We start from the raw sequence: 17,296 nt of genomic DNA, 5'->3' as shown, positions 1-17,296 counted from the left end.
CTCTCTCTCGGCTTTGGGATACCATAGGGGATGGTGAACCCTCTGCGGTGGAGCGCCGCCGATGGCCAAATCCCGCACCGATCTGATCGTCCAGCGGTTGAAGGATCTCCAGTCCGGCACCCCCGATATCGAAGCCTCGGCCCTGGTCTCGGTGGACGGGCTGATCATCGCCTCGGCCCTGCCCCGGGACGTGGAGGAGGACCGGGTGTCGGCGATGTCAGCGGCGATGCTCTCCCTCGGGGAGCGCATCGCTGGGGAGCTCGGCCGCGGGAACCTCGACCAGGTCTACGTGCACGGTTCCAACGGCTACGTGATCCTGATGGCCGTGGGCCAGGAGGCCGTCCTCACTGTCCTGGCCCGGGAGAACGCCAAGCTCGGCCTGGTCTTCTTGGAGATGCGCCGGGCGGCCCAGGACCTGGCCAAACTGATGGGGTAAGGGGGCGATGGATCCGTTGCGCCTTCGATGGGGAGCGGCCCGCCAGCCCTCCCCATCGATTTTTGTGGCTAAGGGACGGCGGGGGAGGTCTGGATGACCAAATACATCTTCTGCACCGGCGGGGTGGTCAGCAGCGTGGGCAAGGGGGTGGCCGCTGCCGCCTTGGGTCGTGTGTTGAAGGCCCGCGGCTTGCGGGTGGCCATCCAGAAACTGGATCCCTACATCAATGTGGACCCCGGGACCATGAACCCGTTCCAGCACGGGGAGGTCTTCGTCACCGAGGACGGGGCCGAGACCGACTTGGACCTGGGACACTACGAGCGGTTCATCGACGAGAACCTCACCCGTGCCAGCAACGTCACCACCGGCCAGATCTACGCCGAGGTGATCGCCAAGGAGCGCCGGGGTGATTATCTCGGCGGCACCGTCCAGGTCATCCCCCACATCACCAACGAGATCAAGGGGCGCATCGGCCTGGTGGCCAAAGCCCACCAGGACCCCGACGTGGTCATCGTGGAGGTGGGCGGGACGGTGGGGGACATCGAGGGGCTCCCCTTCCTGGAGGCCATCCGCCAGATGCGGCGGGATGTGGGGCGGGACAACGTCCTCTACATCCACGTGACCTGGCTCCCTTACATCGGGGCCACCGGCGAACTGAAAACCAAGCCCACCCAGCACAGCGTCAACACGCTGCGCAGCGTGGGCATCCAGCCCGACGCCATCATCGCCCGGGCCGACCACCCTATCCCCGACGGCCTGCGGGAGAAGATCGCCCTCTTTTGCGATGTGGACCTGCGGGCGGTGGTCCCGCTCCCCACGGCCAAGATCCTCTACGAGGTCCCCCTGATGCTGGAGGAGGCCAGCCTGGGGGATTTCGTGGTGCAGCGGCTCGGCCTCCCCGCCCGGGCGCCGGACTGGACGGAGTGGGCGCGCATGGTGAGCGAGATGAAGCGCCCGAAGGAGAAACTGCCCATCGCCTTGGTCGGGAAATACGTGGACCTCCACGACGCGTATTTGAGCGTGCGGGAGGCCCTCATCCATGCGGGGGTGGCCGTCGGCGTGGACGTCCAGATCGAATGGATCGCGGCCGAGGACCTGGAGCACGGCCGGGCGTGGGACCGCCTGGAGCGGGCCCATGGCATCGTGGTGCCGGGGGGCTTCGGCTACCGAGGGATCGAGGGCAAGATCCTGGCCGCCCGCTACGCCCGCGAGCGCAAGGTCCCTTACCTAGGGCTGTGCCTGGGGATGCAGGTGATGGTCATCGAACTGGCCCGCCACGTCCTGGGCTCCGACGAGCCCAACAGCACGGAGTTCAATCCCCACACTCGCTACCCAGTGATCGACCTGTTGCCGGAGCAGCGGGACATCACCGACCTGGGGGGCACGATGCGGCTGGGGGCGTATCCGTGCGTGCTGGTGCCGGGGACCAAGGCGGCCCAGGCCTACGGGGTCGAGCGGGTCTACGAGCGCCACCGCCATCGCTTCGAGTTCAACAACGCCTTCCGCGACCTCCTGACGCGGGCCGGGCTGGTGCTCAGCGGGCTATCCCCCGACGGGCGACTGGTGGAGATCGTGGAACTGGCCGATCACCCCTTTATGGTCGGCACCCAGTTCCATCCGGAGTTCAAAAGCCGGCCCAACCGCCCGCATCCCCTGTTCAAGGCCTTCATCGCCGCCGCGGCGGCGCGCCTGGATTGATCCTCCCCGCGTCCCATGCCCGTGGTGGTTTGCTTGAACCGTTATGCCTCGGCGGGGGCCCCATGGTAGAGGGCGCGGGCGCGCTCCCGCACCACGGCGGAAGGATCGTGGAGAGCAGCACGCAGCACGGCCCGGGCCCGTTCGTCTGTCCAACCCGCCACCGCTTCCACCACCGCCAGACGGACGGGCAAAGGGCTCTCCTCTCGGAGCAGGATCATGAAGGCCGGGAGCGCTCGGGGATCCCGAAGGAGGCCCAGGCTGTGGACGGCCGCTGCCCGAACCCCGAAGTCGGGATGATGGAGGGCCGCCTCCACCAGGGCCGGCACCGCCTCCGGCTGGCCCAGGCGGCCGAGGAGGGTGGCGGCCAAAGCGGCCCGGGTTCGTTCCCGATGCCAGAGGGCGCGAAGGAGTTTCTCCAGGAACCCATCCGCCTCGTCCAGAGGGCGCCCACAGGCCGGACAGATCCCCTGGGCCTCCGGGGGGAGTTCCTCCCAGCAGTTCGGGCAGAACCGGGTGAGGTGTTCCATGGCTGAGCCTCCTTCATTCCGAAGAGGAAGGCGAACCTCTCTCCTGCAGTTGGCGAAGGGCCTCGCGGAGTCGGGCGTTCTCTTCCTGGAGGCGCCGGACCACCTCCTGGAGCCCAGTGCTCATGGCCTCGATGGCCCCATGGCTCAGCTCCCATCGCTGCAGGGCCTGCTCGGCCTGGAACAGGCGGAACTTCATCACCGCATAGCGGCCTTCCATCTCGATCAGGCGCCGGATCAGCCGCTCGACCTCTTCCGGGGAGCGGGTGCCGGCCGCCACCCCCCTCAGGGTGAGCTGGCCCTCGATATAGGCGGCCCCCAGGCTCAGGAGATAGCGTAGCCCCTCCTGGACATCCAGCCCCCGGGCCTCCCAAAGCGCCTGCCACCGTCGGGCGGTCTCCTCATCCACCTCGATCGTCCAGCGGATCATCGGCTCCCTCCTCACCGGCGAAGAAGGCCGCCGCCCGGATCCAGGCGCGCCGTTCCTCCGGGCGCATGGGTTCGTGGCGATGGTTCCAATCGTGTTTGCGGATGTATTCCCGCAAGCACGCCAGCAGGGCCCGCAGGCGGCGGACTGTCTCCTCGGCCAGCCACTGGATGGCTTCAGGAGAGCGGCTTCGCCCCCGGGCCAGGACCAGCCGCAGGTGGGGCAGGCACAAGCCGTCCGAGTTCCGATAGATCTCTCGGATCTCGGCCTCGGCCAGGCCCTCGATCAGCCAGTCGGCATAGGCACAGGCGGTGTCTTCGGCCAACCGGCACACCCGGCAACGCTGGCGCCCCTGCAGGCCCGGCGCGGCCTCCTTGTGGCCCTCTGCAGGGGCCACCCGGCCGAGGGCGCGGGCCAGCCGTCGCCAGATCGGCTCCGGCGCGGCCCCAGGCCCCGGGACCATCGCCTCCAACGCTGGGATCACCCGTTGGAGGAGGTCCTCATACAGGATGGCGTTCCCCAGGCCATCCCCATATCGGTGGGCCTCGATGCGCTGCAGTTGCCACGCGTGGCGAGGGCAGAACCCCAAGCCGGCCGTCCACTGGGCTCGGGTGGCCGGATCGTTCACGTTCTCCCACAACAGGTTCTCCAGATAACGCCGCTCGGCCTCCCGGCAAAGGCGGCAAAGGGGGCAGCCCGGCTGCCTCATGGCGTGCTTCACGTTGGCGATCCCCCAGCCCATCGGGTCGAACCTCCCGAACAAAAAAGCCTCTATCCCCTTCGGGGATAGAGGCTATCAGCCGCGCCTCGGCGCAGCGGTTCGCGGGGACTCCCCCCGCCGGCGAGCCTCATCGCCGTTTGAGAGCCATGATACCCAGGGGGCGTGAACTTGACAAGATCGGGGGGTTCGGCTATAGTTATGCCCAAACTCCATACCGAAAGACGACGAACGGGAGGAGTAGGCCTCGGGCCGGCGCCCAGAGAGGCGGGGTTGGGGTGGAAGCCCGCTGCGCACGCCGAGGCCGAATGGGCCCGGGAGTCGCCGGGCGAACGGGGCGCCGGGAGTGCCCCCAGTAGTCTGGGCCGGAGCCGCCACCGTTATCTGGGCGGAGGGGATCGGATGGGGAACCATCCCGTCCCCGTGAAGGAGTGGGGCTGGCCGACCTGAACACCCTCGTCTCACCGACGGGGGTGTTTTGTTTCCAGGAGGCGCCAAGAGGCCGGCCTCAGGAGGGTGGCACCACGGGGCCATCGCGGCGCCCGTCCCTCAAGGGGGGCGGGCGCCTTTTTTCCAGGATCGCGCACCCGGCAGATCGGAGGAGGTGGAGGATGCGGATCCGGACATCGGAGCGGCTGCGTCGATTGGTCCACATCACGCGGCCGGCCGACATGTGGACGCCCATCCGCCTGTATCGGGCCCTCCGGCCCCGAGGGCCCGCTTTCCTCTTTGAAAGCGTGGAGGGCGGGGCCTATCTCGCCCGTTACTCGTTCATCGGGCTGGAGCCGGTGCGGATTTACTGCGTGCACGAGCGGCAGATGATCGAGCGCTCGTCTCAGGGGACGCGGATCCACGATCTGGCCCGCGTCCACCCCTTCGCCGTCTGGCGGGAGGCCCTAGCGGAACTGGAGGCGGCGTCGGGGGACGAGCCGCTCCCCCGCTTCATCGGTGGCCTGGCCGGCTACCTGGGCTATGAGATGGCCGGTTTCTTCGACCGCGTGCCCCGCGCCCCATCCCAGGATCTGGCTTTCCCGGACGCCGTGTTGATGCAGATGGGCACCCTGTTGGCCTTCGATCATGTCACCCAGACCCTCTCGCTGTTCGCCTGGGTTGCTCCGGGGGAAGAGGCCGAGGCGGAGGCCCGCCTGGAGGCGTTGCTGGAACGGCTGCCGGAGGGGCCGCCGCCGGAGGAGCCGGCCCTGCAGCCCTCGGCCCCGGCTTCTTCTTGGAAGGCCCACACGCCGGTGGCGGCCTTCTGCCGGATGGTGGAGCGGGCCCAGGCGGAGATCGCCGCAGGGGAGGCCTTCCAGATCGTGCTCTCCCGACGCTGGAGCCGCCCCATCGCGGTCTCCCCTTTCGCCATTTACCGGACGCTGCGGCGGCTGAACCCCTCTCCCTATCTGTTCTTCCTTCACCTGCCGGGGATGGGGCGGGGTGGGGAGGACCTGGCCCTGATCGGGGCCTCGCCGGAGATGCTGGTGCGGGTAGAGGGCGGAGAAGCGACCGTCCGCCCGATCGCGGGGACACGGCCCCGGGGGCGGACCCCGGCGGAGGACCAGGCGCTGGAGGCGGAACTGCGGGCTGATCCCAAGGAGCAGGCGGAGCACGTGATGCTGGTGGATCTGGGACGGAACGATCTGGGCCGTGTGTGCGCCTACGGCACGGTGCGGGTGGACGAGTGGATGGTGGTGGAGCGCTACTCCCAGGTGATGCACCTGGTCTCCACGGTGCGCGGCCGGCTGCGCCCGGGGTGCGATGCCTTCGACGCCTTGGCCGCCACCTTTCCCGCGGGGACGGTCTCAGGGGCCCCCAAGGTGCGGGCCATGGAGATCATCGCCGAACTGGAGGGGGAGGCGCGGGGCCCCTACGCCGGCGGGGTGGGCTATTTCGACCCCAGGGGCAACGCCGACTGGTGCATCACCATCCGCACCGTGATGGTGCAGGGGAACACGGCCATCGTCCAGGCGGGGGCCGGCATCGTCGCCGATTCCATCCCCGAGCGGGAGGCCGAGGAGACGTGGAACAAAGCGCGGGCGATGTGCCTGGCCGTCGACCTCAGCCACGGCGATCCGGAGGTGGGCCGTGATCTTGGTGATCGATAACTACGATTCGTTCACCTATAACCTGGTCCAATTGTTGGGCCAGCTGCTGGCGGAAGCCGCCGCGTCGATGCCCCTGCATGTGGTCCGCAACGACGCCCTCCCGGCCGAGGCGGTGGCGGCGCTGCGACCGAAGGCCGTGGTGATCTCGCCGGGGCCCGGTCGGCCCGAGACGGCCGGCATCACCGTGCCGGTCATCGCCCGCCTGAGCGGCCGCGTGCCCATCCTGGGGGTCTGCCTGGGGCACCAGGCCATCGCCGCGGCCTTCGGCGGCCGGGTGGTCCGTGCCAGCCGGCTCATGCATGGCAAAGCCTCGCCGATCCTTCACGACGGCCGGGGCCTCTTCGAGGGCCTGCCCAACCCCTTTATGGCCGGCCGATATCACTCCCTGCTGGTGGCTGAGCCCCTCCCCGAGGTCCTGGAGGTCACCGCCCGCACGCCTGAAGGGGAGGTGATGGCCCTGCGCCACCGCAGCCATCCGACCTTCGGCATCCAGTTCCACCCGGAGTCGGTCCTCACGTCGGAGGGGGCACGGCTCCTTTGGAATTTCCTTCGGCTGGCGCTCGAGAGCCCTTCAGATCCGGAAGGGGGGAAGCCATGATCCGGGAGGCGATCGCGAAACTGACACGGCGGGAGGATCTGTCCGCGGAGGAGGCCGAGGCGGCGATGGACGCCCTCATGCGGGGCGAGGCCACCCCGGCCCAGATCGGCGCCTTCCTCATCGCCCTGCGCATGAAAGGCGAAACCGTCCCGGAGATCGTAGGGTGCGCGCGGGCGATGCGGCGGGCGATGCAGCGCGTGCCCTACACCGGGGAGGCAGTGGACACCTGCGGCACTGGCGGCGACGGCGCCCGCACCTTCAACCTCTCGACCGCCGCCGCCTTCGTGGCGGCCGGGGCAGGGGTGCCGGTGGCCAAGCATGGCAACCGCGCCGTCTCCAGCCCCAGCGGCAGCGCCGACGTGATGGCGGCGCTGGGGGCGGAACTCCACCTCACCCCGGAGCAGGCCGCCCGAGCCCTGGAGGAGATCGGCTTCGCTTTCCTCTTCGCCCCAGCCTTCCACCCCGCCATGAAGCACGCCATCGGGCCCCGCCGCGAGATCGGGGTGCGCACGATCTTCAACCTCCTCGGCCCCCTGTGTAACCCCGCGGAGGTGCCTTACCAGGTGATGGGCGTGTTTGACCCCGCATGGGTGGAACCCTTGGCCGAGGTGCTGGGCGCGCTGGGCCGCCGCCATGCCTTCGTGGTGTGCGGGGCCGGCCCCGTGGATGAGATCGTCCCCTACGGGCCGGTCCGGGTGGCGGAGTTCGTGGGGGGCCGTGTCCGGTCCTGGATCTTTGATCCCGCGGACTACGGTATCCCCCGGGTTCCTCTGGAGGCCCTGCGCGGCGGCACCCCCGAGGAGAACGCGCAGCGGCTGCGGGCCCTCTTGCAGGGGCGGGCGGACGGGCCCCTCCGGACGGCCGTGGTGCTGAACGCGGCCTTCGCCCTGCTGGCGGCGGAACGGGCGGAGGATCTCCGGGAGGCGCTGCTCCAGGCCGAGCGCGCCCTCCAGGAGGGGGCCGCCCTGGCGGTCCTGGAGCGCTATGTGGCTTACACCCAGGCCCTCGCCGCGGCGCGGGGGTAAAGATGGATCGAGCAGGGAGGAGCCGGATGGATCGATTGCAGGCCATCCTGGCCTGGAAGCGGGAGGAGCTCGACCAGCGGATGCGGGAACGGCCGCTGCCGGCCGTCCGCGCGGCGGCGGAGGCGGTACCGCCGCCCCTGGATTTCACGGCGGCCCTGGTGCGCCGAGGAGACCGGCCGGCGCTGATCGCCGAGGTGAAGCGGGCCTCCCCCTCACGGGGGGATCTGGCCCCGGACGCTGACCCGGCGGCCCTGGCCCGGGTGTATGTGCAGGCGGGAGCCGCCGCCCTCTCGGTCCTGACAGACGCCCGGTTTTTCCGGGGGGACCTGGCCCATCTGGAGATGGTGCGCCGGGCGTGTCCGGGGACGCCGGTCCTGCGGAAGGATTTCCTTGTGCATCCTTACCAGGTTTACGAGGCCCGGGCAGCGGGGGCCGATGCGGTTTTGCTCATCGCGGCCGTCCTGGAGCCGCCGCGGCTGGCGGACCTGCTGGCTCTGGCGGTGGAACTGGGCATGGCCGCCCTGGTGGAGGTGCATCGGGAGGAGGAACTGGAAGCGGCCCTGGCCGCAGGGGCCCGGTGGATCGGCGTCAACCATCGGGACCTGCGGACTTTCCGCATCGACCGCACGGTCTCGGCGCGGCTGCGGCCTTGCATCCCGCCGGGGGTGCGGGCGGTGGCCGAGAGCGGGCTGCGGACCCCCGCTGATGTCCGGGCCATGGGTCGGCTGGGCTACGATGCGGTGCTCATCGGGGAGGCCCTGGTGGAGGCCGGCATCCGGCCGGGGGGCTTCGACCTGGAGGCTGTCGCCCGCCGGGTGCGGGCGCTGGTCGACGGCCCAGAGGATGGAGAGGCGGGATGGACGGCGAGCGGATCGGGTTCGTGAAGATCTGTGGGATCACCACCCTCGCGGACGCCCGCGTGGCCATCGAGGCCGGGGCCGACGCGGTGGGGTTCGTGCTGTATCCTCGGAGCCCCCGCTTTGTGCCCCCGGAGCGGGTGGCGGCCCTCTGTGAGATCCTGCGCCAGGAGGCTCCCCACGTGCGCCGGGTGGGGGTTTTCGTCAACGAGCCGGTGGAGCGGGTGCGCGCCTTGCTGGAGGCCCTGGGCCTGGACTGGGCGCAGTTGCATGGCGACGAGCCGCCGGAGGCCCTGAAGGCCTTGGAGGGCCGGGCGTATAAGGTGCTCCGGCTGCGGCCGGGGGCGCCGATCGATCCCGAGCCCTATCGGGGGCGGCTGCTCGACGGCCCGACGCTGGGGGTGGACGCTTGGGCCCCGGACGCCTATGGGGGCACCGGATGCCCGGCGGACTGGACGTTGGCGGCGGCTTGGGCCCGAATCCACCGGTTGCTGCTCGGCGGCGGCCTCACGCCGGAGACCGTCGCCGAGGCCATCGGCCGGGTCCGGCCGTGGGGGGTGGACGTCTCCTCCGGGGTGGAGGAGGCGCCCGGGCGCAAGGATCCGGATCGGGTGCGCCGGTTTATCGCCACCGCCCGGGCGGCGTGGGCAGCGGTCGGGGCCCCTTCGGCGGAAGGAGGCATGGCATGCTCCGGCTGATCCCGCCGCCGGCCCTGGCGCGCGCCGGCTACTTTGGGCCTTACGGAGGACGTTTCGTCCCGGAGACCGTGATCCCCGCCCTGGAGGAACTGGAGGCGGCCTTCTGGGAGGCCCTTGCGGATCCCTCCTTTCTGGCGGAGTTCGAGCGCCTGTTGCGCACCTATGTCGGGCGGCCCACGCCCCTCACCGAGGCCCGCCGCTTGGGCGAGGCCGTCGGCGCGCGGATCCTGCTCAAACGGGAGGACCTGGCGCACACCGGTGCCCACAAGATCAACAACGCCCTGGGCCAGGCGTTGCTGGCCCAGCGTCTGGGCAAGCGCCGCGTGGTGGCCGAGACCGGGGCGGGGCAGCACGGGGTGGCAACCGCCACGGCGTGCGCGCTGCTGGGCCTGGAGTGCGTGATCTACATGGGCGCCGCCGACATGGTCCGGCAGCGCCCCAACGTGTTCCGCATGCGTCTGCTCGGCGCCGAGGTCCGCCCGGTGGAGGCCGGCTCGTGCACCCTGAAGGACGCCATCAACGAGGCCATCCGGGACTGGGTGACGAACGTTCGGACCACCCATTATCTGTTGGGGTCCGCCCTGGGCCCCCATCCATATCCGCTGATGGTGCGCACCTTCCAGTCGGTCATCGGGGCCGAGGCGCGGGCGCAGGCGTTGGAGGCCATCGGCCGGCTGCCCGAGGTGGCGGTGGCCTGTGTGGGCGGCGGCAGCAACGCCATCGGCCTGTTCGCGGCCTTCCTGGATGATCCGGTGGAGCTGGTCGGGGTGGAGGCGGGCGGGGAGGGGATCTCGGGGGGACGCCACGCCGCCCGCTTCGCGGATCCCGTGCGGGGCCGTCCGGGGGTCCTGCACGGGAGCCACACAATGGTGCTGCAGGATCCATGGGGTCAGATCCTGGAGACGCATTCGATCTCCGCCGGGCTCGATTACCCGGCGGTGGGGCCGGAGCATGCGTGGCTGCGGGACCGGGGCCGGGTGCGCTACACGGCGGTCACCGACGCGGAGGCGCTGGCCGCCTTCCAGGCTCTGGCGCGGCTGGAGGGGATCCTCCCCGCCCTGGAGTCTGCCCACGCCGTCGCCGAGGCCATGCGGATCGCCCAGGAGCGGCCCGGGGGGACCATCCTGATCAACCTCTCCGGCCGCGGGGACAAGGATATGGAGACCGTGGCCAAGGCCCTGGGGGAGGCCCTGGGATGAGGGGGAAGGAGGCGGTTCGGGGGGCGTTTCAACAGGCCCGGGCCGAGGGCCGGGCGGCTTTGGTCCTCTACTGGCCACTGGGCTATCCGGATCTGGAGACCTCCATCGCCGTGGTGGTCGCCTTGGCTCAGGCCGGGGCCGATGCCCTCGAACTGGGGGTGCCTTTTTCGGACCCCCTGGCCGATGGGCCGACCATCCAGCGGGCGACCCATCGGGCGCTGCAGCATGGGGTGCGAACCCCGGCCGTGCTGGAGGCGGTGGCTCGCATCCGTGGGGCTGGGGTGCGGCAAGCCCTCTGCCTGATGACGTATGTGAACCCGGTGCTGGCGTGGGGCCTTTCGGCCTTTATGGAGGCTGCCCGACGGGCCGGGGGGGATGGGGTCATCCTCCCGGACGTCCCGCTGGAGGAGAGCGCGCCCTTCCGGGCGGCGGCGGAGGCCGCCGGCCTGGCGTGGGTGCCTCTGGCCGCGCCGACCACGCCGGATCCCCGGCTGCGGGCCCTGGCCGCGACGGCCACCGGCTTTCTGTATCTGGTCTCGGTCACCGGCATCACCGGCGTTCGAGAGCGGCTGCCCGAGGAGGTCGTTGACCATCTGCGACGGGCCCGGGGGGCCGCCGAGGGGGTCCCGGTGGCGGTGGGTTTCGGGATCTCGCGGCCGGAACAGGTGGCGGCCCTGGCCCGGGAAGCGGATGGGGTCGTGATCGGCAGCGCCCTGATCCAGCATGGGGAAGCCTGTGGGTTCGACCGCGAGGCCCTGCAGGCCTTTGTGGCCGACCTGCGTCGGGCGGCCGTGCGGACCGGCGCGCCCCCCCGTTGCGCCGTGCCGTCCTGGGAGGGCGATCCGGAAACTTGACGGGGGGCGCCCGTTGGATCTAAAACCCAAAGAGGGCGCAGGTCCGTTGGGGGAGTCCGGGTGAGCCGGGCTGAGAGGACGGCCGGATCCGCCGTCGACCCCTGGAACCTGATCCGGATCATGCCGGCGGAGGGGCACCCCACCAAGTCCTTTGGACTTTGTGGGGACCCCGGAGGGAACACGGGCGCGCCTGCGGCATCCCCTCCCACACCAGCCTCCCGGATCCCTCCCGACGGCTCCCTAGCCTTCGCCAGGAGGCCGCGATGCCCGAGGAGATCGTGATCGTGGGTGGGGGGATCTGCGGGCTCTCCATCGGCTGGTTCCTGGCCCGTTCCGGCTACCCGGTGACCATCCTGGAACGCGGCGGGGCGGGGCTCGCGGCCACCTGGGCGGCTGCGGGGATGTTGGCCCCGCACGCCGAGGCGGAGCCCGGCGAGGAAGGGCTCCTCCCGTTGCTGCGCGCCAGCCGCGGCATGTGGGCCGATTTCGCCGGCGAGCTGGAGGCCGCCGCCGGGATGTCGGTGGATTATCGGGAGGAGGGCACGCTGGTGGTGGCCCTGGATCGGGACGACGCCGCCCGGCTGCGGTTCCTCTACGATTTCCAGAAACGCCAGAACCTGCCCACCGAGTGGCTCTCCGGGGAGGAGGCCCGGCGGCTAGAGCCGCACCTCTCCCGGCGCGTGGTGGCCGCCATCTACAGCCCGCTGGATCACCAGGTGGATAACCGGAAGGTCGCCCGGGCGCTGATCGAGGCCTTCCGCCGGGCCGGCGGGCGCCTGCGGGAGCACACCGAGGTCACCGGCATCGTCATCGAAGCCGATCGGGTCCTGGGGGTGCGCCTGCAGCGGGGCTTCTTGGAGGCCCGGGTGGTGGTCCTGGCCGCCGGCGCCTGGTCCGCCCAGATCCCGGGCCTCCCCGAGACGGTCCGCCCTCCGGTTCGCCCGGTGAAGGGCCAGATGCTCGCCGTTCAGATGCCCCCGGAGGCGCCCCTGCTCCGGCATGTGGTCTGGGGGCGAGAGGCCTACCTGGTGCCCCGGCGGGATGGCCGGCTGCTCATCGGGGCGACAGTGGAAGAGAAGGGGTTCGACGCCAGCCTCACCGCTGGAGGGATCTTCCGGCTGTTGCGGGGCGCTTGGGAGATCCTCCCAGGGATCGACGAGTGCCCCATCGTGGAGATGTGGGTCGGCTTCCGGCCGGGGAGCCGCGACGACGCCCCCATCCTGGGCCCGACGGCCGTGGAGGGGTTGATCATGGCCACCGGCCACTACCGCAACGGCATCCTCCTGGCCCCGATCACCGCTTACGCCATCCATCAGCTCATCGTCCACGGGGCGCTCCCGGAGATCGCCCGGCCCTTCACGTTGGACCGCTTTCAGCGGACGAGGGTGGTGCAGGCGATGTCGGCGGAAAACGAATCCGCCCGTCCCTGAGGAGGACGACCGATGATCCGTGAGGGACCGACCGAGGCGACGCTGGTGGTGAACGGACAGACGTATCCTTATCGGCCCCAGACCGTCCGAGAACTGCTCGCGGACCTGGGGCTGGATCCGGACCGCCCGGGGATCGCCGTGGCCGTTAACGCCACGGTGATCCCCCGTTCCGAGTGGGACGTGGTCCACCTGCAGCCCGGCGACCGGGTGGAGGTGGTCCACGCGGTGGCCGGCGGCTGAGCGGATTCCTGATTGGTGAAGGAGGCATGCCCATGAGCGAGCCGTTGACGATCGCCGGGCGGTCTTTTCGCTCGCGGCTGATCCTGGGGACCGCCCGCTATCCGAACCTCCAAGTGATGTTGGACGCCCTGGAGGCCAGCGGGACCGAGGTCGTGACCGTGGCCATCCGCCGGGTCCGCCCGGGGGCGGATGGAGAGAACCTCTACGATCTGTTGCGGGACCGTTATTTCATCCTGCCCAACACCGCTGGCTGTTACACGGCGCGGGATGCGATCCTCACCGCTCATCTGGCCCGGGAGGCCCTGGGGACGAACTGGATCAAACTGGAGGTGATCGGGGACGAGGAGACCCTGTATCCGGACGTCGAGCAGTTGCTGGAGGCGGCCCGTCAGTTGGTGAAGGACGGCTTCGTGGTGCTGCCCTACTGCAACGACGATCCCATCCTCTGCAAGAAACTGGAAGACATCGGTTGCGCGGCGGTGATGCCGCTGGGGGCGCCCATCGGCTCCGGGATGGGGATCCTCAACCCCTATAACATCCGTCTGATCCGCCAGATGTGCACGGTGCCGGTCATCGTGGACGCCGGGGTGGGCACGGCCTCCGATGTGGCCATCGCCATGGAACTGGGATGCGATGGGGTGCTGTTGAACACGGCGGTGGCCCAGGCCCGGGACCCGGTGAAGATGGCGCGGGCGATGCGCCTGGCGGTGGAGGCCGGCCGCCTGGCCTACGAGGCCGGCCGCATCCCCCGCCGCCTTTACGCTGTCCCCTCCAGCCCGATGGAGGACCGCATTGAGGTGTAGCCGGCCCTGGCCAGGGAGCCCGGGATGGGGCGGATCGCGCTGCCCGACCCGCCGTTGCTGGTGATCACCGACCGCCATCAGGCCCGCCGGTCCCTGTTGGATCTCATCGAGGAGATCCTGGCGGCCGGGGCCCGCTGGCTGATGGTGCGGGAGAAGGACCTCCCCGACCCGGCGTTGGCCGAGGTGGTGCGGGGGGTCCTGGAGCGGGCCCGGCGGTATGGCGCGGTGGTGATGGTCAACGCCGCTGTGGAAGTGGCGGCGGCCTGCGGGGCCGATGGGGTCCATCTGCCGCAGGGGGTCCCTGTGGCCGAAGCCCGGCGGCGCCTGGGCCCCGGGCGCTGGATCGGGGTCTCCGTCCATTCCCTGGCAGAGGCCCAGCGGGCGGCGGAGGCCGGGGCCGATTACATCACCCTGAGCCCCATCTTCCCTTCCATCAGCAAGCCAGATTACGGCCCGCCCCTGGGGCTGGAGGTCCTCCGTCAGGTGGCCACAGCGGTCCCGCTGCCAGTGATCGCCCTCGGCGGCGTCACCCCGGAGAACGCGCGCCGTTGCCTGGAAGCCGGCGCCGCCGGGGTGGCGGCGTTGGGGAGCGTCATGGCCGCGGCGGATCCGAGGGCGGTGATACAGGCCTATCGGGAGGCCCTGGGTTCGCGGTGAGCGTTGCCTTCCTCTGGCATCCCCTCTATAATTCCCCTATCCGAGGACGGCGATCCTGCGAAAGGACGCGAGCTCGATGGATCTTACGGATCTGATCCTGCTGCCCATTGCCTTCCTGGGGGCCACCGTCGCCGCCTTCTGGCTGAGCATGGTGATCTGGACCTTCCGCGACATCCGCGCGCGGACCCGGGACCTGCCGACCCAGTTGTTGGCCACCTTGCTGGTGGCTGTGCTCAACCTCCCCGGGCTGCTCATCTACCTGATCCTGCGGCCCCGGGAGACATTGGCGGAGGCCTACGAACGGGCCCTGGAGGAGGAACTGATCCTGCAGAGCCTGGAGGAGATCGAGCAATGTCCGGGGTGCGGCCGCCGGGTGAAGGCGGAGTTCATCGTCTGCCCCTATTGCCACACCCGGCTCAAGCAACTGTGCCCCCGCTGTCAGCGCCCGTTGTCTCTGGAGTGGACGGTGTGTCCTTATTGTGGAATCGGCCTGGGCGCCCCGGCGCCCTCCCCGACGGTGACCCGCGCCGTCCGGGGATCCCCGCCATAGGGGGGCGGGGCTCGGGACGGGGGAAGGCGGGAGGGCGCCCGGGCATTCTGTCGGGTGGAGGATCCGGATGAGAGGGTATCAGCCCCCTGACGCGCTGGAGTTCCCCCGTTTCGCCGGCATCCGGACGTTCATGCGCCTGCCCCATGTGTCGACGGCTGAGGGCATGGACGTGGCCATCGTGGGGCTGCCCTTCGACACCGGGGCGACCTTCCGTGTGGGGGCCCGCTTCGGGCCCGAGGCCATCCGCAGCGCCTCCGTCCTCCTCCGCCCCTATCACCCGTTCCTCGGGGTCCATCTCTTCGAGCATCTCTCCATCGTCGACTACGGGGATGCGCCAGTGGCTCCCGGCTTCATCGAGGATTCCCTCCGCCGGATCGCTGATTTCCTCACCCCGCTGACGACGGCCGGGGTGATCCCCATCGGCTTGGGCGGCGACCACTCGGTGCTCCTCGGCGAGTTGCGGGCGGTCGCTGCGGCCTACGGCCCCGTTGCCCTCGTCCAGTTCGACAGCCATCCGGACACCTGGGACGCCTATTTCGGCCATCGATACACTCATGGCACCGTCGTCCGGCGCGCGGCGGAGGAAGGCCTCATCCGCCCGGAACACTCGATCCAGGTCGGCCTGCGGGGGCCCCTCTACGGCCCGGCAGACTGGCAAGCCGCCCGCGATCTGGGCCTGGAGATCCTCTCCGCCGCGGAGGTCCGGGCCTTGGGCCTGGACGCCGTGGTTCGCCGTATCCTGCGGCGGGTGGGGGACCGCCCGACGTTCCTCTCCGTGGACATCGATTTCTTCGACCCGGCGTATGCGCCGGGCACGGGCACGCCGGAGGTCGGGGGCTTCGCCTCTTGGGAGGGGCTCGCGTTGCTGCGGGGGCTGGCGGGGCTGCCGATGGTGGGGGCGGATGTCGTGGAGGTGCTCCCGGCCTACGATCCCGGAGGGATCACCGCCCTGCTGGCCGCCAACGTGGTCTACGAGGTCCTGGCCTTGCTGGCGGTCCGCCGCCGTGAGGGGATGCCTGGGATCGCCCTCCTCGGGGGCCGCCCGGAGGGCCTTTGAGTCATGGCGCGGTAAGCGACCCCCCGTCGCTTTCCCTGAGGTCCGCCGCAAGGCAGGCGCCCCGGACGGGGCGACGGCGCGCATGCCATGTTCAGGAGGGGCAGGGGATGGTGTTCGCGGTCGAGTTGCGGGACGTCACCAAGCGCTTTGGGGAGGTCGAAGCGGTCCACGGGGTCAGCTTGCAGATCCGGGACGGGGAGTTCTTCTCCCTCCTCGGGCCTTCGGGGTGCGGGAAGACCACCACCCTTCGCATGATCGCCGGGTTCGAACGGCCCACCGCCGGCGAGATCTACATCAAGGGCCAGCGGATGAACGAGGTTCCGCCCTTCCACCGCCCGGTGAACACAGTCTTCCAGCATTACACCCTCTTCCCCCACATGACCGTCTTCGAGAACGTGGCCTTCGGCCTGGAGATGAAACGCCTGCCGCGGGATGAGATCCGGCGGCGGGTGGCCGAGGCCCTGCAGCTGGTCCGGCTCGCCGGCCTAGAGGACCGCTATCCTCGCCAGCTCTCGGGGGGGCAGCAGCAGCGGGTCGCCCTGGCCCAGGCGCTGGACCTGAAGTTGCGCAAGGAGATGCAGCTGGAACTGAAGACCCTGCAGCATCAGGTCGGCATCACCTTCATCTATGTGACCCACGATCAGGAAGAGGCGATGACCATGTCCGACCGCATCGCGGTGATGAACCAGGGGCGGGTGCTGCAGGTGGGGACGCCGGTGGAGATCTACGAGCATCCCGCCACCCACTTTGTGGCCGACTTCATCGGCGAGACCAACTTCCTGGAAGGGAAGGTCGTGGACCATGCGGAGGGCTGGGTCCGGGTCAAGGTGGAGGGTCTGTCGATCCTGGCCGCCCCGCCGCCCGGAGGGGTGGTCCGCGGTCAGGCGGTGACGGTGGCCCTGCGGCCGGAGCGGATCCGCCTCAGCCGGGAGGCTCCGGAGGGGACACCGAACCGCTACAGCGGGGTGATCATCGCCTTTTGTGTGCCGTTCGTGTATGTGATCGTGCGGGCGCGGCTGGCCACCTACGACTGCACCCTGGAGGAGGCGGCCCAGGACCTAGGGGCCGGCGAGTGGCAGACCTTCCGGCGGGTCACCTTGCCGCTGCTGGCGCCGGGGATCCTGGGCGGGGCGTTGATGGCCTTCACCCTCTCCATCGACGATTTCGTGATCACCTTCTTCGTGACCGGACCGGGGTCCACCCCGCTGCCGGTCCTGCTGTATTCCAAGGTGCACCTGGGCATCACCCCCGAGCTCAACGCGATCTCCTCGCTGCTTTTCGGTGTCTCGTTGACCTTTGTACTGCTCTCCCTGATCGTCCAGCGCCGTCGGTGAGGACGGGCTGTGGCTCGGGATGCAGGGGCTGTGAGGCGGCGGACGACGCGGCGGCCCCGTCGGCCGATGGCGGAGCCGGCCGCGGGGCA

General features: G+C 70.3%; 19 protein-coding genes and 2 riboswitches. Of the genes, 16 read left to right on the top strand and 3 right to left on the bottom strand.

Annotation, left to right across the window (positions count from 1 at the left end; genetic code table 11):
- Positions 1-61 precede the first annotated feature (61 nt).
- Both C4313_RS03320 and pyrG read left to right on the top strand, forming a co-directional pair.
- Positions 62-436, top strand: a complete 375-nt coding sequence (locus C4313_RS03320) for a roadblock/LC7 domain-containing protein (protein WP_352428454.1) — start codon at positions 62-64, stop codon at positions 434-436.
- A 93-nt stretch (positions 437-529) separates the two neighbouring features.
- The gene (pyrG, locus tag C4313_RS03315; protein ID WP_352428453.1) at positions 530-2,134 is read left to right on the top strand and encodes a CTP synthase; all 1,605 of its coding nucleotides are present in this window, start codon (positions 530-532) and stop codon (positions 2,132-2,134) included.
- Between the two features lie 41 nt (positions 2,135-2,175).
- Here the strand turns inward: pyrG and C4313_RS03310 are convergent, their stop codons facing one another.
- Genes C4313_RS03310 through C4313_RS03300 form a run of 3 tightly spaced genes read right to left on the bottom strand, consistent with a single transcriptional unit; the run spans position 2,176 to position 3,827 of the window.
- Positions 2,176-2,661 carry a HEAT repeat domain-containing protein gene (locus C4313_RS03310; protein ID WP_352428452.1) on the bottom strand — a complete coding sequence of 162 codons (486 nt, stop codon included), beginning with the start codon at positions 2,659-2,661 and terminating at the stop codon, positions 2,176-2,178.
- Between the two features lie 13 nt (positions 2,662-2,674).
- Positions 2,675-3,088, bottom strand: coding sequence for a hypothetical protein (locus tag C4313_RS03305; RefSeq protein WP_352428451.1), 414 nt, complete (start codon positions 3,086-3,088; stop codon positions 2,675-2,677).
- A complete protein-coding gene (locus C4313_RS03300; protein WP_352428450.1) occupies positions 3,060-3,827 on the bottom strand; it encodes a DUF6062 family protein in 768 nt (255 codons plus the stop codon). The genes C4313_RS03305 and C4313_RS03300 overlap by 29 nt, the downstream gene beginning before the upstream one ends.
- A gap of 38 nt (positions 3,828-3,865) precedes the next feature.
- Positions 3,866-3,950: riboswitch (Fluoride riboswitch) on the bottom strand.
- A 464-nt stretch (positions 3,951-4,414) separates the two neighbouring features.
- Here C4313_RS03300 and C4313_RS03295 point away from each other — a divergent pair.
- The 14 genes from C4313_RS03295 (at position 4,415) to C4313_RS03230 (ending at position 17,207) form a co-directional block, all read left to right on the top strand.
- A complete protein-coding gene (locus tag C4313_RS03295) occupies positions 4,415-5,905 on the top strand; it encodes an anthranilate synthase component I family protein (protein WP_352428449.1) in 1,491 nt (496 codons plus the stop codon).
- Positions 5,886-6,503 (top strand): anthranilate synthase component II, encoded by a 618-nt coding sequence (locus tag C4313_RS03290; protein ID WP_352428448.1) that lies wholly within the window; start codon positions 5,886-5,888, stop codon positions 6,501-6,503. The genes C4313_RS03295 and C4313_RS03290 overlap by 20 nt, the downstream gene beginning before the upstream one ends.
- Positions 6,500-7,528 (top strand): anthranilate phosphoribosyltransferase, encoded by a 1,029-nt coding sequence (gene trpD, locus C4313_RS03285; protein WP_352428447.1) that lies wholly within the window; start codon positions 6,500-6,502, stop codon positions 7,526-7,528. The genes C4313_RS03290 and trpD overlap by 4 nt, the downstream gene beginning before the upstream one ends.
- A 26-nt stretch (positions 7,529-7,554) precedes the next feature.
- The gene (gene trpC / locus C4313_RS03280) at positions 7,555-8,412 is read left to right on the top strand and encodes an indole-3-glycerol phosphate synthase TrpC (protein ID WP_352428446.1); all 858 of its coding nucleotides are present in this window, start codon (positions 7,555-7,557) and stop codon (positions 8,410-8,412) included.
- Positions 8,385-9,083, top strand: coding sequence for a phosphoribosylanthranilate isomerase (locus tag C4313_RS03275; protein WP_503012444.1), 699 nt, complete (start codon positions 8,385-8,387; stop codon positions 9,081-9,083). Before trpC ends, C4313_RS03275 begins: the two co-directional genes overlap by 28 nt.
- Positions 9,071-10,282 (top strand): tryptophan synthase subunit beta, encoded by a 1,212-nt coding sequence (gene trpB / locus C4313_RS03270; protein ID WP_352428445.1) that lies wholly within the window; start codon positions 9,071-9,073, stop codon positions 10,280-10,282. The genes C4313_RS03275 and trpB overlap by 13 nt, the downstream gene beginning before the upstream one ends.
- A complete protein-coding gene (trpA, locus tag C4313_RS03265) occupies positions 10,279-11,136 on the top strand; it encodes a tryptophan synthase subunit alpha (RefSeq protein ID WP_352428444.1) in 858 nt (285 codons plus the stop codon). Before trpB ends, trpA begins: the two co-directional genes overlap by 4 nt.
- Positions 11,137-11,174: 38 nt before the next feature.
- Positions 11,175-11,288: riboswitch (TPP riboswitch) on the top strand.
- A 111-nt stretch (positions 11,289-11,399) separates the two neighbouring features.
- A complete protein-coding gene (thiO, locus tag C4313_RS03260) occupies positions 11,400-12,566 on the top strand; it encodes a glycine oxidase ThiO (protein WP_352428443.1) in 1,167 nt (388 codons plus the stop codon).
- 12 nt (positions 12,567-12,578) lie between these two features.
- Positions 12,579-12,806, top strand: a complete 228-nt coding sequence (thiS, locus tag C4313_RS03255; protein WP_352428442.1) for a sulfur carrier protein ThiS — start codon at positions 12,579-12,581, stop codon at positions 12,804-12,806.
- 32 nt (positions 12,807-12,838) lie between these two features.
- Complete coding sequence (locus tag C4313_RS03250) at positions 12,839-13,609, top strand: thiazole synthase (RefSeq protein ID WP_503012443.1); 771 nt, start codon at positions 12,839-12,841, stop codon at positions 13,607-13,609.
- Positions 13,610-13,633: 24 nt separating this feature from the next.
- Positions 13,634-14,266: a thiamine phosphate synthase gene (locus tag C4313_RS03245; RefSeq protein WP_352428440.1), complete on the top strand. Its 633-nt coding sequence runs from the start codon at positions 13,634-13,636 to the stop codon at positions 14,264-14,266.
- Positions 14,267-14,342: 76 nt separating this feature from the next.
- Positions 14,343-14,816 (top strand): zinc ribbon domain-containing protein, encoded by a 474-nt coding sequence (locus C4313_RS03240; RefSeq protein WP_352428439.1) that lies wholly within the window; start codon positions 14,343-14,345, stop codon positions 14,814-14,816.
- 67 nt (positions 14,817-14,883) lie between these two features.
- Positions 14,884-15,873, top strand: a complete 990-nt coding sequence (gene speB, locus C4313_RS03235) for an agmatinase (RefSeq protein ID WP_352428438.1) — start codon at positions 14,884-14,886, stop codon at positions 15,871-15,873.
- Between the two features lie 107 nt (positions 15,874-15,980).
- The gene (locus C4313_RS03230) at positions 15,981-17,207 is read left to right on the top strand and encodes an ATP-binding cassette domain-containing protein (RefSeq protein ID WP_352428437.1); all 1,227 of its coding nucleotides are present in this window, start codon (positions 15,981-15,983) and stop codon (positions 17,205-17,207) included.
- Positions 17,208-17,296 lie beyond the last annotated feature (89 nt).

This window comes from Thermoflexus sp. (assembly GCF_040289485.1).
Classification (GTDB): Bacteria; Chloroflexota; Anaerolineae; order Thermoflexales; family Thermoflexaceae; genus Thermoflexus.
The sequence above is the reverse complement of the archived record's forward strand: the minus strand, read 5'-3'. Positions and strand labels throughout refer to the sequence as shown.